This is a genomic window from Roseivirga sp. (genome assembly GCF_034669765.1).
Taxonomy (GTDB): domain Bacteria; phylum Bacteroidota; class Bacteroidia; order Cytophagales; family Cyclobacteriaceae; genus Roseivirga.
In genome coordinates this window covers 173044-188620 of record NZ_JAXMOQ010000001.1, presented here as the reverse complement: position 1 = coordinate 188620, position 15577 = coordinate 173044, and the positions used below count along the sequence as shown (strand labels likewise).

Genomic DNA, 15577 nt, shown 5'->3' with positions numbered 1-15577 from the left:
TCCCTTCTATTATGAATGCAATCACTCAAGGAAAACGCCTTAGAGCGAAGTCGTTGACCCTATTAGGGTTCACGCTTATCCTGCTTTTTTTGCTCGACATCGGTTTGGGTTCGGTACGAATCCCTGTGAGCGATGTGATCAAAACACTTTTGGGGCAACAAATCGACAATAGTGGCTGGCAAGGAATTATTCTGAAAATTAGACTTCCGAGAGCGGTCACTGCAATTTTGGCTGGAGCAGCCCTGTCATTGGGCGGCCTTCAAATGCAAACACTTTTCAGAAACCCACTCGCTGGGCCTTCAGTATTGGGGATTACGGCCGGGGCTAGTTTGGGTGTAGCCGCAGTAATGTTGGCCGCGGGCACGGTTACTACCACCTTTTCAATTCGTGAATTGGGGGTAGACGGAAGCTGGTTGATTATCATCGCTTCTACTTTAGGTGCCGCCTTGGTGCTCATGCTTATTCTGGGAATCTCTTTCAAAATCAGAGACAATGTAGTTATGCTGATTGTTGGTTTGATGGTGGCAAATATCACCATTGCCGTGGTGAGCATTTGGCAGTTCTTTAGCGATCCCGAGCAAATTCAGGAATACATTTTATGGACTTTTGGCAGCTTGGGAGGCGTGACCAACGAACAACTCGGTGCCTTGGCCATCATTGTACTCACGGGCGTTATCCTCACCTTCTTTCTTTCGAAAACATTAAATGCACTGCTTTTAGGAGAAGACTATGCCCAAAGCATGGGACTCAATGTAAAATGGGCAAGAGTAGGCATTATCGCCACCACCAGTATTTTGGCTGGAGCTGTTACAGGTTTCTGTGGGCCTATCGGTTTTGTGGGTATAGCCGTGCCACACCTTTCGCGTAGCTTTTTAAATACTTCCGACCATCGCACTTTGGTGCCTACTTGTGCATTGGTAGGCGGAATCCTCATGCTCGTCTGCGACATCATTTCTCAAGTGCCGGGCAGTCAAACGGTGCTGCCGATTAATGCCATAACGGCCCTCATTGGCTCACCTATTGTCATCTGGATCATTGTTAAACGCAAGAACCTAAAAGCTTCTTTTTAAAGGTAGAATGATGAACGAGACAAAAACGATACTCAGCACCACAAACCTTACGGTAGGCTACAAGGATAAAAAGGAGACAAAGCCTGTTTTATCCAACCTTAACCTAAACCTGGAAAAAGGGAAACTTACCTGCCTACTAGGCACTAATGGCGCAGGAAAATCTACCTTGATGCGGACGATTGGAGGCATTCAAAAACCATTGGAGGGCGAAGTTTCCATGCAAGGGAAACCCATTCGCTCGATTGATGCCAAAACGCTCTCGAAGCAACTGAGTTTAGTGCTTACCGATAGAATTGCCCCAGGAAATTTAACCGTTTATGCTTTGGTTTCCCTAGGCCGTTTTCCTTATACCAGCTGGTTGGGAACTTTAAGCCAGAAAGACAAAGACATAATTTTCAGAGCCATGGAGGCCACTGGAATACTCGAATTTGCCAACAAGCACATTGGTGAATTGAGCGATGGAGAAAGGCAGAAAGTAATGATTGCACGAACACTAGCGCAAGACACAGAGGTGATCTTTCTGGATGAACCCACCGCCCATTTAGACCTACCCAACCGCATTGAAATTTTCCACCTACTGCGTGCATTAGCTGTTGAGTCAGACAAGGCCATTTTACTTACCACACATGAATTAGATATGGCGTTGGCCAATGCCGATCATTTATGGCTTATCAATCAAAATCAATCAATAGACTCAGGATTGCCTGAAGATTTGGTATTAAACGGACTGCTGGAGGAAGCTTTCCAAAGAGATCAACTTCAATTCGATTACGAACTGGGGACTTTTAAAAGGACTTCGACCCAAAGCAAAACAAAGGTCTGGCTCGAAGGTGATGTGATCTTGAAGCGCTGGACGAGAAGTGCTTTGGAAAGGGCAGGTTTCGAAGTAAGTCCAAACGCATCTGATATAGAAATTAAAATTTCAGGCAGCCTAAAAGCACCGCTTTGGCACCTGAATTACAACGATACTACCTATAAAACTATTCAAGAATTATTAATTCAACTAAACACTCAATGACAATCATTTTTAGAAAATTTAGTCTTGTTGCACTAACGATTTTGACCGCTTCATTCAACCTATTTGCTCAAGAGGAAGGGCAAGTAAGAGACCTAGGTCGTGTTGTAGTAACAGGCAATAAGTTTGAAACACCCATTGAAAAATCAGGTAAAGTGATTTATAAAATTACTGCCGATGAAATTAGAAATTCACCTGGAAGAACAGTGGCCGATCTTTTGAATCAACTGCCCGGAATAAATATTGACGGGGCTTTTGGAACTCCTGGCACCAACCTAGATTATAATATTCGCGGAGGAAGAAACGCTCATACTTTGATATTAATTGATGGACTTCCTATCAACGATCCGTCTGGCATTGCAATGGATTATGATTTGAGATTGCTCAATGCACAGGCTGTTGAATACATCGAAGTACTGAAAGGTGCTGCGAGTACTTTGTACGGAACAGGGGCTGTGGCTGGTGTAATCAATATTAAGATGAAAGCCTCAACTTCCGAGGTACCAAAAGTGACTTTATCACAGTCCATTGGTTCGTTCAGTACTTCCAATACTAATGCCGATGTACAAGGAAAGGCAGGGAAACTCAGTTATTTAGCGGCTGGCGCTTTCGCCATCAGCGAAGGCATCTCAGCAGCACAAGACAATGACCCCGCCACCGATTTCGGTGATGACGGCTTTTACCGTTATTCGGGAAGAACAAAATTCGGCTATGACTTTTCTGAAGCCTTTAATTTAGGAGCGAACTTTTCATATGAAAAATTAAGATCAGATTACGATGATGGCGCTTTTGCCGATGCGGATAATGAATTCACGTTGAAGCAAACGAGCTTTGGCTTGAACCCAAAGTTTAAATACAACAAAGGAAACTTACAGTTGAAGTTCAACCATAATCAAATCAAAAGAGATTTCGTTTCTGCTTATCCTTCAAAAAGTGAAGGTGAAAACACGCAAGCCGATTTGACCAATGAGTACATATTTAGTAGCCGAATAAAAACCATTGTTGGGGTGCATTATCAGGGCTATAAGTTTGTCGCTGGTGATGAAGAGCCAGATGCGACCAATATTGACCCCTACTTCAATTTGGCTGTGGAGGCAACCGATGCACTCACTTTAAACGCAGGGGCTAGGCTCAATATCAATAGCGAATACGGCTCAAACTTCGTGTATAGCCTTAACCCTTCTTACTTATTCAACCTTGGTGGCGAAAGTAATTTGAAGGTTTTCGGTTCCTATTCTACAGCATTCATTTCACCTAGTTTATATCAATTATTTGCTCCATTCTATGGAAATACGGCATTGGAACCACAAGAAACCCAGTCGACTGAATTTGGGCTGTCGCTTTACCTTGGTAGAAATTTTACTGTAAATGCAGAATACTTTACGCGTAAAGAAGAAAACGCAATCGATTTCGTGTCTCGATTCGATAATGCAGGAAACTATGTGGGTGGAGGTTACGATAACGTGAGCGGAACAAGAGAAATCGAAGGTTTTGAGATTGACTTTCAGTGGCAAATTATTGAGCCACTTTCTTTCAGCGGAAATTTGGCCTCCTACCAATTTGGCAATCCGGCTCAATTTTATAGAATTCCCGACTTGAAATTTGGTTTCAATACGAATTATGCCATTACTTCGAACACGAATGTAGCGGTAAACTACACGCGCTTTGGCGAACGCGAAGCTGCCATTTTCTCTGATCCGTACTTGGTGAAACTCAAAGCCTATAACATGGTTGACCTATCGTTTTCGCACAAGGTATTGGACGGAGCAGTCATTTTTTCAGGAACGATCAATAATTTATTAGACGAAGACTTTGTAGGTGTTTATGGCTTCACCACTCGGCCGGCCAACTTTACGATTGGTGTAACAGGTACCTTCTAAGGATTTGAAAAACACCAAACCAAATCATAGCTGTTCTTTTCTTTGCTCTTGGAGTGGAAAAGGACAGCTATTTGGCTTTTATAGGACAATCTAAACTGAGCAGAAGATGAAGACCGAAAAAAAGGAGAAAGCAATTTTCAATTGGAGTGGAGGTAAAGACAGTGCTTTGTCTTTACATTATGTGCTTCAAGGAAATGCGTTTGAAGTAGTGACATTGATGACCAGTGTTAATGCTGAATTGGAAAGAATTTCCATGCATGGAGTTCACAAAGATTTGCTGAAACGCCAAGTCAAAGCCATTGGCCTGCCTATATCAATCCTGTCCATTCCTGGTGAAGTGACGATGCCAGAATATGATCACTTAATGTCAGAGAAGATGGAAGGCTTTAAAGCCCAAGGCATAACGCATTCTATTTTCGGTGATATTTTTCTGGAAGACTTAAAGGAATATAGAGAAAAGAGATTGGCTGAAGTGGGACTTAAAGGGCACTTTCCGTTATGGAAAAGAAACACGGCTGACTTAGTAAGAGAGTTCATTGACTTGGGCTTTAAAACCATGCTCGTTTCGGTAGATGGTAGTAAGCTCGATCAATCTTTTGCAGGCCAAATCATAGACCATGATTTGCTTAAAGAGCTACCGAAAAACGTAGACCCTTGTGGGGAAAATGGAGAGTTCCACAGCTTTGTTTTTGATGGCCCAATCTTCGATCATCCCGTGGCATTCGAAAAAGGAGAGGTTGTGCCAAAAGAATACACTTTGTCTGCCGAGACCAATGAAAAGGTAACTTACTGGTTTCAAGATTTGCTATAACGAATACATTCAAGATTTGTCGTGGCCAATACCATGCGTTGGAGATAAACGGAACATGTATGAGCCGATTCGGGTTAAGCACCTAAGCACTCCAAGATGAAAGCATTGAAGAAACTATTTGTGTTGGCCTTTTTTGTATTGGTTTCTTGTACCAATGACAAAGCAAGTTTTGAGGGCAATGGCCCAGCTCCAAATCATGAGACCTGGGATGAACTTCTAAAAGAGTATGTGAACGAAGAGGGCTTTATCGACTACAAAGGCATCATTTCTGAAAAAGACAAGTTTGAAAGTTATCTTGATTTGCTCAGCAATAATGCCCCAGCCGATAGTTGGAGTGAAGACGAAAAGCTGGCCTATTGGATCAATGTGTATAATGCGTTTACCGTAAAACTGATTATCGATAATTACCCTTTGGTGAGTATTAAAGACCTGAACCCAACATTGAGCGTTCCAACCGTGAACACGGTTTGGACGAAGGATTTTTTCACAATTGGAGGGGAAGACTTTAACTTGGATCGGGTAGAACATGATATTCTCCGGAAGGAATTTGCAGAACCCAGAATTCATTTTGCGATCAACTGTGCTTCATTTTCTTGTCCTGTTTTAAGGGCAGAAGCTTTTACAGCAAATAAGGTTGAAACGCAACTGGCGGAACAGGCAAGAGCCTTTATCAATGATCCGAATCGAAATAAAGTCACCAAAAACAAAGTAGAGCTGTCAAAGATTTTTAGCTGGTTTGGCGGAGACTTTAAAAAAGGGCAGAGCTTAATTCAATTCCTTAATAAGTATTCCAAAGTGAAGATTGACGAAAATGCGGAAGTCGATTTTATGGATTACCAATGGAGTTTGAATGATGCTTCAAGAAAGTAACTGCCCCAAAATTAAACCCCAAGCCTCTAAAACCGTCTGACGAATGCGATTATTAGCGTAAAAAAGAGGCTCATTTTGGATTAACTCAAAGAGACTGTCTATTGGCCTTTACGTTTAACCTTAGTTTTCTTATAATTGCTTTTCGTAAAGGGTCGTTACTTAATATATGCAGTATAAAGGCAAAGCTATTTTGGTTGTTCTTACCATGGGTATTCTTGTATCCTTGCTTTCACTATCTCCCTCAGAACCAAAAATTCCAGCCGAAAATAAGCCTGCAAAGCGGGCACTCACCAATAAAGATTCTGACATCCCTGCTTTAGAGGCCATAGACAAAATGGCTGAGCGACTTTTGACCAGCCTAAATTTAACGGGAGCTACAGTGGCAGTGGTGAAAAATGAAAAATTGGTATATGCCAAGGGCTTTGGCTATGCAGACAAAGACAATAAAATACCTGTTGAACCTTCTCATCTTTTCCGAATCGGAAGTGTTTCAAAGCTGGTGACTGCAACGGCCATATTAAAAATGGTAGACGATGGAAAAATTGGCTTAGATGATTTTGTTTTTGGAGATAATGGCATTCTCAAAGGAGCCAAGTACAAAGGAATTACCAACCGTAATGTTTATAAAATAAAGGTCAAGCACCTGCTTAACCATACTGCAGGTTGGAGTTTGATTACCTATGGCGACCCCATGTTTATTCCTGCTAAAATTCATAAAATGGATAAGGCAGCTTATCCAATAGATTTTGACGAAGTAATCAGTTTTGTAATTACACGCCACCTCCCTTATACGCCTGGCACGCATTACAATTACTCTAATTTTGGCTACTGTTTGCTAGGTAGAATTATAGAAGAAAAAACGGGTGAAAAATACGAAGACTGGGTGCAGAAAAACATTCTCAAGCCGAACGGTATCACCCATATGCAAATTGCCGGGAATTTTGAAAGTGACCGACTCAAGAACGAAGTAAAATATTACGACTACAGCCCAGACAATAAGCAATTGGCCTACACTGGTTCTGGTAAAATGGTAGACAAACCTTATGGTGCCGATGATGTGAAGATGCTTGCGCCTGCTGGCGGCTGGGTAGCCAATTCGGTAGACATGATGCGCCTTTTAGTGATGGTAGACGGCTATTCTAAACGTTACAAAGATATTTTAAGCAAAGACTCCATGAATAAAATGATCAAGGGAGTTGGAGGCGTAAATCAGCCTTTGGGCTGGCGTAGCGTAAGTGGTGAGCATTGGTGGCGCACTGGCACACTTTCAGGCACCTCAGCCTTACTTACCCGCGACCTGAATGGAGTTTCATGGGTGGTCATCTCAAACACTACACCGCGTAGAGGTAGCTTTTGGAGCACCAGCCGTTGGGCCATGCGGGAATCTTTCAAGCAAATCAAAAGCTGGCCTAGCACAGACTTGTTTGAGGTAAGCGAGTAGGCGTATTTTTCCAATTCAATATGTCCTAAGGAATCAATATATTTGAAATATGAAATCCTTGACTGAAATAAAGGCAGCCTTAGCAGAAAGAAAGACTTTTCTTTTCAAAAAGTACCCTATTCAGTCTTTGGCCATTTTTGGTTCTTTCGCTCGAAATGAACAAAATGATCATAGCGACCTCGATCTGGTCGTAGAATTCAATGATAAAATCGGTTCTGATTTTATCCTGTTAGCAGAAGAGCTAGAGAGTTATTTAGGCTTCAAAGTAGATCTTGTTTCCAGAAAAGGAATAAAAGATCGCTATTTTCAGAAGATCAAATCTGACTTGATATATGTCTAAGCGGGACAACTCGGCTCTTATTCAAGACATGCTGGAATCAGCAATGAAAATCATTAAGTATACAGAGGGATTGAGCTTTGATCAATTTGGCGCAGATGACAAAACAGTTGATGCTGTAATTCGGAATTTTGAGATTATAGGTGAGGCTGCAAATAGAATTGAAGACGACTTTAAATCATTAAATCCGCAAATTGAGTGGACAAAAATGCGCGGTTTTAGAAATCGAATTGTGCACGATTATTTTGGCATTGATTTAGAAATAGTCTGGTCAATAATCCAAGATGATATTGAAGAACTAGTCCATCAACTCAAACAGCTTAGTTGAAACACTTCTTCTTGAGTCCCCAATTAGACAAGCAATACCAATTCCTTACATTTTTATTTACTTCATCGTTTCAATGTTTATATTGAAGCTGATGAAAAGGTTATTCATTCTATCTCTTTTATTGTGTACGTCAGCTAGTGTGCTAGCGCAAGATATTCCCAAGGAATTACTGAAAACGTGGATGCCGATTATGACTCAAAACTATAAAGGAGATACGCTGGCTTACATAACCTCTAGTTCTATAACATTTTGGAGCTTTAATGAAAACAGAAATGGTTATTTAATTAGTCCTGGAACAACCGTGAAAAAGAACTTCACTTATACTATCGCAACATCTGATTCTCTCAACTTAAATATAGGTGGCTTGGAGGGAGTTTATGCCAAAATAGCTGAGTTGACCGATGATCGACTTGTAATGGTAATTGACTCTAACGAAGTAAATACCTTTATACCTGTTCCTTCTTTTCAAGACAAAACAAACTCAGGCGCTATTAAAGGCATGCTTTTCGGAAAAACTTGGACCTTTACGAGTGATCATCCCTACCCTCTAAAATATGATATACACTTTTTACCTTCCTTAGAAGACTCTTCTTTTGTTCTTAGTGAATATTACAATCAAACCTACTCGGCAAGACTTAATGGTCCTTTAGGTTTGGATAGAAGCTTTTGGGGTCTAGCAAACCATGGGGGAACCCCTATTCTATCAATACCTATGACAAATAGAACAGGAATGATTGATGAATTTCAGGCGTTATTGGTGAAAAATGTTGACCGGACAAAAATCACATTTGCTTATTGGTATAAGGGAGAAGAATTTGAGCTTACCGCCACAAAATGGAAAAAGAAAACTTCTAGGGTTCAAAGGAAGGATATTGAAAACCTCACACGTCAGCCTTGGAGAATTCAGGAGGAGGCAACCCCTTTACCAACAGACACAGTAGAATTTATAGGTTCGGTTGGTTTCAGTACTTACCTTCTGGATGAAGGAGAAGCTTATGTCAATGATAGCACATCGCTTATTTCTCAAGAAGATATTGATAACCATTCTCTCATTCTAAAATTTGACAAAACAGGAAAGTATAGAATATACCGCGAATCAAGAGTGTTAGATGAAGGGAAATGGAGCTTCCAATTCAATAACAGCATTATTTACCTAATTAGTGAGCGAGAAGAAATACTAACGGATGGTATTTTTGGTGGTTATATTAAAGTTCAAAAACTCACCAACAATAGATTCATTGTTAAGAGGGTTTTCAAGGCTAAACTCAATAAATATTTTTGGGATGAGGAAAGCCTCTGGGAAGTGTATAAACCTGTTCGATAAGCCTCAACCCTTGAACTTCATAAAATTTAAACCCTAAACTATTTTAACCTACCAACCCCTCAAAAGCCTTTTCCCATTTAGTAAAATTGAAGTTGGCGGTGGCTTTGTTCATCATGGCTTTGATTTCTGCATGATTTAATTGGCCAATGCTGCCTTCGTGGCTATGGTTTACACTGCGTTCGGGCTGAAACTCGCCTCTTTCAATGGCCATTCCGACTTGCTTGTACGCATCTCTGAATGGAACGCCTGAAAGCACCAAGCGATTTACTTCTTCTACCGTAAACAGGTAATTGTATTTCTCTTGCTGAATCAGTTGATCGTTAATCGTGATTTTCTCCAACATAAAATCAGCCATGAAAAGGCAGTCTTTCAAATCTTGAATGGCAGGAAAAATCACTTCCTTGATCAGCTGCATTTCGCGGTGATAACCCACAGGCAAATTGGTGGTCATTATGGCAATATCGTTCGGTGCAGCCTGTAGCTTATTGCATTTGCCACGCATCAGTTCGAAAACGTCAGGGTTCTTTTTATGCGGCATAATGCTGGAGCCTGTGGTCAGTTCATCGGGGAAACCGATAAAGCCGAAATCGGAGCCCATGTAGAGGCATACGTCCATGGCGAATTTGCCCAAAGTGGCTGCTACAGCCGCCATTCCAGTGGCCAATGAACGTTCGGCCTTGCCTCGACCCATCATGGCATAAACCACGTTATAATTCAGGTCTTCGAAGCCCAAAAGCTCCGTAGTCATTTTTCTATTTAGAGGAAAAGAAGAACCAAAGCCAGCGCCAGAACCCAGAGGGTTTTTGTTCACTACTTTATAAGCCGCTTCTAAAGCATATAGATCGTCCACCAAGCTTTCGCCATAAGCACCAAACCAAAGCCCGAAAGACGATGGCATGGCCACTTGCATGTGCGTATAGCCCGGCATTAAAGTGTTTTTGTGCTGGTCACTCAAGTGCATCAAGCGATCGAAAAGCTTATTCACGCCTTCCACCAAAGCCTTGATTTCAGAACGCATGAAAAGCTTCATGTCTACCAAAACTTGGTCGTTGCGCGAACGGCCACTATGGATTTTCTTTCCTACATCGCCCAGTCGTTCCGTAAGGATAAATTCCACTTGAGAATGAATGTCTTCCACGCCTTCTTCAATCGAAAAATCTCCTGCTTGAATGGACTTGAAAATATTTTTAAGCTCCACATGAATGGCTTCCTTTTCTCCTGCGGTGAGCAAGCCAATGCTGGCCAACATTTCGGTATGGGCCAAAGAACCCAACACATCATAAGGCGCCAAATGGATATCAAACTCCAGGTCGCGACCAACGGTAAATCGTTCTACAATTTCAGATACGCGGGTTTCTTTTTGCCAGAGTTTCATGTGTTTCTATTTTGGAGCGAAATTAGTAATTCAATATGAGTTACAGCATAAACTCGCTCAAGTCTTTGCTTTGTACCAAGCCCGATAGTCTTTCTTGCACCAATTCTTTGGTGACTAGCACCTTGGCATTATTCGGGATTTTCTCTGGAATATCGAAAAGGATATCGTTGAGCAATTTGCTCATTACCGTGTACAGACGTCTGGCGCCAATATTTTCTACTTCTTCGTTTACCTTGAAGGCAATATCCGCCAATTCCATTAAGGACTCATCGGTAAATTCTAAAGACACATCTTCAGAATTCATTAAAGCTTCGTACTGTTTTGTAAGGGCATTTTTTGGCTCTTTCAAAATGCGGTAGAAATCATCTCTCGTAAGGCTGTTCAACTCTACACGGATAGGGAAACGACCCTGCAACTCAGGAATCAAATCTGAAGGTTTCGCTACATGGAAAGCCCCAGCAGCAATAAACAGAATATGGTCAGTATTGATAATGCCGTGTTTGGTGTTTACAGAACTGCCTTCTACAATAGGTAAAAGATCGCGCTGCACACCCTCGCGACTTACATCGGGTCCGCCACCACCTTTTTTAGAACTGCCAGCTACTTTATCAATTTCATCGATAAAGATAATGCCCGTGTTTTCCGCTTTGCGAATGGCTTCTTCTTTCACTTCATCCATGTCGATGAGCTTGGCGCTTTCTTCATCCAATAGGATCTTTTTCGCTTCGCCAATGGTCACCTTGCGCTTTTTCGATTTCTTCGGCATCACATTGCTCAGCATGTCCTGAAGGTTCATCATGGAAACTTCGTCCATGCCGCCACCTACCATACCAACTCCTGCACCAGAAGAGGTAATATTGATTTCAATTTTGCGGTCGTCAATTTCGCCAGAGCGAATTTTCTCACGGAAACGCTCGCGGGTTCTTTCATTCAATTCCGCATCCGACATTTTATCGGGCTCTTCTCCGTTTTCAACCACAGTAGCCGAAGGACGCGTATTTTTGATCGGGGGAATCAATGCGTCAAGAATTACATCTTCAACGGCTTGTTCGGCCCTGCCTTTAACTTCTTCTTTTTTGGATTGGCGCACCAAGTTGACAGACTGTTCTACCAAGTCGCGTACCATGCTTTCCACATCGCGCCCAACGTAACCCACTTCCGTGAATTTAGAAGCTTCCACTTTAGTGAAAGGAGCGTCTGCAATTTTGGCCAGTCTTCGGGCAATTTCAGTTTTACCCACACCCGTTGCGCCTATCATCAAGATATTATTAGGCACAATTTCACGCTGCATTTCTTCCTTCACGTGCATTCTTCTCCAACGATTACGGAGTGCAATGGCCACGTTTTTCTTAGCGTCCGCTTGGCCAATAATGTATTTATCTAGTTCGGCAACAATCTGCCTTGGGGTTAAATATTGTGTGTCTAACATCTTAGTTCTTTTTCTTTACGATCCCACTCAAATTGGTGGTCAATTGTATGGTGTTGCTTCCTCCTGCCGAGTGATAAAGTGCTCTGGCATAAGAAAATTCAAATCTTTTTACTTTAAACATCAGCCCAAATGAAAAGCCTGCACCTCCCGAAGTGGCATCTTGTTTAAGCTCTTTTCTTAGTAAATGGTTATAACCAAAGCGCAATTGAAAATTGTCGCTCAAGAGTAATTCTGTACCGAAGACCAGTCTTCTAAACACCTCTTCACTAAAACCCGGTTCCTTTTCTGTAGCTCCAACGAGTGTATTGGCTTTTGGGTCGAAAAAAACTACATCAGAACGATTTAAATTTCGAGCCGTGAGGGAAAACCGAAAGGGCATAAACTCTGGTTTGTAAGTCACTCCTAACTGAACATCTAAGGGTAATTCGCTTTGATTGTCTTCCGTATAGTCGCTCAATAGCACGCCTAAATTTTTAACCGCTAAGCCCACGGTCAAATCTTTTTCTGGATGTTTGAAGGTGCCTCCAAAATCGATTAGCAACGCAGAAGCTTTATATGAGCCTAAATCGGAAGCAGCGATTTTCAAGGTAGAACCCGCTTGAAAAGGACCAAATGCCATAGAATGACTTAAGCCAAAAACGAATTCTGAAGCGTTGAAATCACCATTCAGAAAACCGTTTTCATCATAACTTTGAATGGTGCCGTAGTTTAGGTAAGTAAGGTTGGCTGCCCAAAGCCCAGCTTTTTCAATGTTTCGGGCATAGGAAACTGATGTTTGAGCAATGTCGGCAAAATAGCCCAGCCTGTCGATCACCAATTGGTTGTGCCAATCGCTATTCAGTAGTGCAGGATTAGAAGCTAACATGCCTGGGTCATTCCAACCAGAGGTAAGATTCACTCCCCCTAAAGCGGCTTGCCGAGTACTGTTTGGAAGGTTTAGAAATTCAAATGCCCTTTGCCCACCCAATTGGGCAGTCAATAGTTGGGGAATGAAAAGCCCAGCAACCAAAACAATACGGACAATTTGCTTCAATACTTCGGGATTAATTGGGGGAGAACCGAAGTTCTTCCCCTTAAAATAGTTTGAATTTTAGTCTTCTACTACTAGATCAATAGCATTGGCTACTTTTTGCTTCATTAATGCCAATTCTAATACCTCCTCGGCCGTTTCAACATAATGAATGTTGAGGCCTTTGGTGTAACGCTCGTCAATATCAAGAATGTCTTTCTCATTCTTTTTACTTAAAATCAATTCTTTGATTCCCGCTCTTCGTGCAGCAAGAATTTTCTCCTTGATACCACCAACTGGTAGCACTCTACCACGCAAAGTGATTTCGCCTGTCATCGCCAATTTGTTCTTCACCTTGCGCTGCGTAAATACCGAAGTAATGGCAGTAAGCATGGTGATTCCCGCAGAAGGGCCATCCTTGGGCACCGCACCCGCAGGCACGTGAATATGTAAATCGTATTTATCGAAAACACGGTAGTCAATATTGTATTTATGCGCTTCTGACTTGAGGTAAGAAAGCGCAGCTACGGCCGATTCTTTCATTACATCACCCAACTGACCCGAAAGCGTCAACTTGCCTTTGCCCCGGCTTAAATTGGTTTCGATGAAAAGAATTTCACCACCAACGGATGTCCAAGCCAAGCCAGTGACCACGCCAGCCAAGTCATTGTTATCGTAAGTTTCCTTATCGAAAACTGGGCCGCCAAGCACTTTTTCAATAAACTCAGCCGTCACTTTTTTAGGATACTCTTCTTCTAAAGCAATTGATTTAGCAGCACTTCGTACAACCGAACCAATTTTCCTTTCCAAGTTTCGAACCCCAGATTCACGGGTATATTCATCTACTATTTTCTGAATGGTCTTTTTATCGAAAACCAAGTCGGTAGACTTCAAGCCATGCTCTTCTTTTTGCTTCGGAACAAGGTGCCTTTTGGCAATCTCCATTTTCTCCTCAACCGTATAACCCGACACTTCAATGATCTCCATTCTGTCGCGCAATGCTGGCTGAATGGTGTCTAAGGAGTTGGCTGTGGCTACAAATAACACCTTAGAAAGGTCGTATTCAACTTCTAGGTAGTTGTCGGTAAACTCTGCGTTTTGCTCAGGGTCAAGCACCTCCAGCAAAGCTGAAGAGGGATCGCCACGGAAGTTAGAATTTACCTTATCTATTTCGTCCAGTACAAATACTGGGTTCGAAGTTTTCGATTTTTTAATGTTTTGGATCACTTTGCCCGGCATAGCACCCACGTAGGTTTTACGGTGTCCACGAATTTCGGCTTCATCATGAATTCCACCCAAAGACATTCTGACATACTGGCGGTTCAAGGCCTTGGCTATACTTTTTCCTAAAGAGGTTTTACCCACGCCCGGAGGGCCATAAAGGCAAAGAATTGGACCTTTTAAGTCATTTTTTAGCTTAAGTACGGCCAAGTATTCAAGAATTCTATCCTTTACTTTTTCTAAACCAAAATGATCTTTGTCCAGAATTTTCTTGGCGCGCTTGAGGTCTAAATTATCTTTTGAATATTCAGCCCAAGGCAAGTCAGTCATCAATTCGGCATAGTTCATGGTAATCGGATATTCCGCTGCCATTGGGTTCATCCGAAGGATTTTATCCAGCTCTTTGTTAAAGTGTATACCGACTTTTTCTGGCCAGTTTTTGCTTTCTCCCTTTTTACGAAGTGCTTCCACTTCACGCTCTGGGCCGTCTTCACCCAATTCGTCTTGCAATACTTTCATTTGCTGACGCAAGAAATAATCGCGTTGCTGCTGATCGATGTCAGAATGCACTCGGCTATGAATTTCATGCTTCAGTTCAAGCAACTGCACTTCTTTCAACATGTATTGAAGTAATGCCGTAGCCCTTTCAACACCATCGTTGATTTCTAAAAGCTTCTGTTTTTCCTTGGCTTCAGTGTTAATGTTGCTGCAAAGGAAATGAATCAAGAAGCTGGTTTTGTCTATGTTGTCCAAGGCCACTTGCGCCTCCTTCGGAATCTCAGGGTTGAGCGACATAATCTTATTGGCCGCATCCCTCACCGATTGTATCAGTGCTTTTACTTCCTTGCTCAGTCTTTTTGGAAAGTTTTCGGACAAATACTTCACCTTGGCTTTCATATAAGGCGCATCGGCAGTGTATTCCTCTACTTCGAACCTGCTTTTCCCTTGAATAATGATGGTGGTATTTCCATCAGGCAGCACCAACATTTTCACAATCTTGGCGACTGTTCCTACCCTGAAAAGATCCTTTTGTGTAGGGTCGTCTACCTTTGGGTTTTCTTGGGCAAGTACCCCAACAAGACGGTTTCCCTTATATGCATTCTTCACCACTTTGATGGATTTTTGGCGACCTACAGTGATGGGGATCAGCACCCCAGGAAATAATACTGTATTACGTACCGCCAAAATCGGTAATTCATCTGGTTGGTTGGCTTCGTTTAACTCCTCGTCATCTTCACCACCAATTACTTGAATAAGATCTCCAGCTTCATCGTCATCGATATCGCTAGCCATCATGGATCCGAACATTTGGTTATTAATTTTCATATATAAAGTGCCAGAATGACACGTTTGTGCTTAAATAAATTTGGACGTCCTAAATTGCAAGCCCTGTGCCAAAGAGCAATGTGTCATGAACGGTTTTTTAATTGTGGCGAAATACACGTTATTTGGTACATCTTTTGCCAA

At 42.0% G+C, this 15577-nt stretch carries 13 protein-coding genes; 9 read left to right on the top strand and 4 right to left on the bottom strand.

Going from position 1 to position 15577, the window contains the following annotated elements; all coding sequences use genetic code 11:
- Positions 1-11: 11 nt before the first annotated feature.
- The 9 genes from VOI17_RS00900 to VOI17_RS00860 all read left to right on the top strand — a co-directional run bounded on the left by VOI17_RS00900 (position 12) and on the right by VOI17_RS00860 (position 9076).
- Positions 12-1070, top strand: a complete 1059-nt coding sequence (locus tag VOI17_RS00900; protein WP_323755353.1) for an iron ABC transporter permease — start codon at positions 12-14, stop codon at positions 1068-1070.
- Positions 1071-1077: 7 nt separating this feature from the next.
- A complete protein-coding gene (locus VOI17_RS00895; protein ID WP_323755352.1) occupies positions 1078-2088 on the top strand; it encodes an ABC transporter ATP-binding protein in 1011 nt (336 codons plus the stop codon).
- A complete protein-coding gene (locus tag VOI17_RS00890) occupies positions 2085-3965 on the top strand; it encodes a TonB-dependent receptor plug domain-containing protein (RefSeq protein WP_323755351.1) in 1881 nt (626 codons plus the stop codon). Before VOI17_RS00895 ends, VOI17_RS00890 begins: the two co-directional genes overlap by 4 nt.
- Before the next feature lie 106 nt (positions 3966-4071).
- Complete coding sequence (locus VOI17_RS00885) at positions 4072-4776, top strand: diphthine--ammonia ligase (RefSeq protein WP_323755350.1); 705 nt, start codon at positions 4072-4074, stop codon at positions 4774-4776.
- Between the two features lie 96 nt (positions 4777-4872).
- Complete coding sequence (locus VOI17_RS00880; RefSeq protein WP_323755349.1) at positions 4873-5646, top strand: DUF547 domain-containing protein; 774 nt, start codon at positions 4873-4875, stop codon at positions 5644-5646.
- A 166-nt stretch (positions 5647-5812) separates the two neighbouring features.
- The gene (locus VOI17_RS00875) at positions 5813-7087 is read left to right on the top strand and encodes a serine hydrolase domain-containing protein (protein WP_323755348.1); all 1275 of its coding nucleotides are present in this window, start codon (positions 5813-5815) and stop codon (positions 7085-7087) included.
- Between the two features lie 49 nt (positions 7088-7136).
- On the top strand, positions 7137-7427 hold the full coding sequence (locus VOI17_RS00870; protein ID WP_323755347.1) for a nucleotidyltransferase family protein: 291 nt from the start codon (positions 7137-7139) through the stop codon (positions 7425-7427).
- Positions 7420-7752 carry a DUF86 domain-containing protein gene (locus VOI17_RS00865; RefSeq protein ID WP_323755346.1) on the top strand — a complete coding sequence of 111 codons (333 nt, stop codon included), beginning with the start codon at positions 7420-7422 and terminating at the stop codon, positions 7750-7752. Before VOI17_RS00870 ends, VOI17_RS00865 begins: the two co-directional genes overlap by 8 nt.
- A gap of 91 nt (positions 7753-7843) precedes the next feature.
- On the top strand, positions 7844-9076 hold the full coding sequence (locus tag VOI17_RS00860) for a hypothetical protein (RefSeq protein ID WP_323755345.1): 1233 nt from the start codon (positions 7844-7846) through the stop codon (positions 9074-9076).
- A gap of 43 nt (positions 9077-9119) precedes the next feature.
- On the opposite strand, the gene argH is transcribed toward VOI17_RS00860, so the two are convergent.
- Genes argH through lon form a run of 4 tightly spaced genes read right to left on the bottom strand, consistent with a single transcriptional unit; the run spans position 9120 to position 15436 of the window.
- Positions 9120-10451: an argininosuccinate lyase gene (gene argH / locus VOI17_RS00855; protein ID WP_323755344.1), complete on the bottom strand. Its 1332-nt coding sequence runs from the start codon at positions 10449-10451 to the stop codon at positions 9120-9122.
- 40 nt (positions 10452-10491) lie between these two features.
- The gene (hslU, locus tag VOI17_RS00850) at positions 10492-11880 is read right to left on the bottom strand and encodes an ATP-dependent protease ATPase subunit HslU (RefSeq protein ID WP_323755343.1); all 1389 of its coding nucleotides are present in this window, start codon (positions 11878-11880) and stop codon (positions 10492-10494) included.
- A 1-nt stretch (position 11881) separates the two neighbouring features.
- A complete protein-coding gene (gene porQ / locus VOI17_RS00845; protein ID WP_323755342.1) occupies positions 11882-12913 on the bottom strand; it encodes a type IX secretion system protein PorQ in 1032 nt (343 codons plus the stop codon).
- Positions 12914-12970: 57 nt separating this feature from the next.
- Complete coding sequence (gene lon, locus VOI17_RS00840) at positions 12971-15436, bottom strand: endopeptidase La (RefSeq protein WP_323755341.1); 2466 nt, start codon at positions 15434-15436, stop codon at positions 12971-12973.
- Positions 15437-15577: the final 141 nt, after the last annotated feature.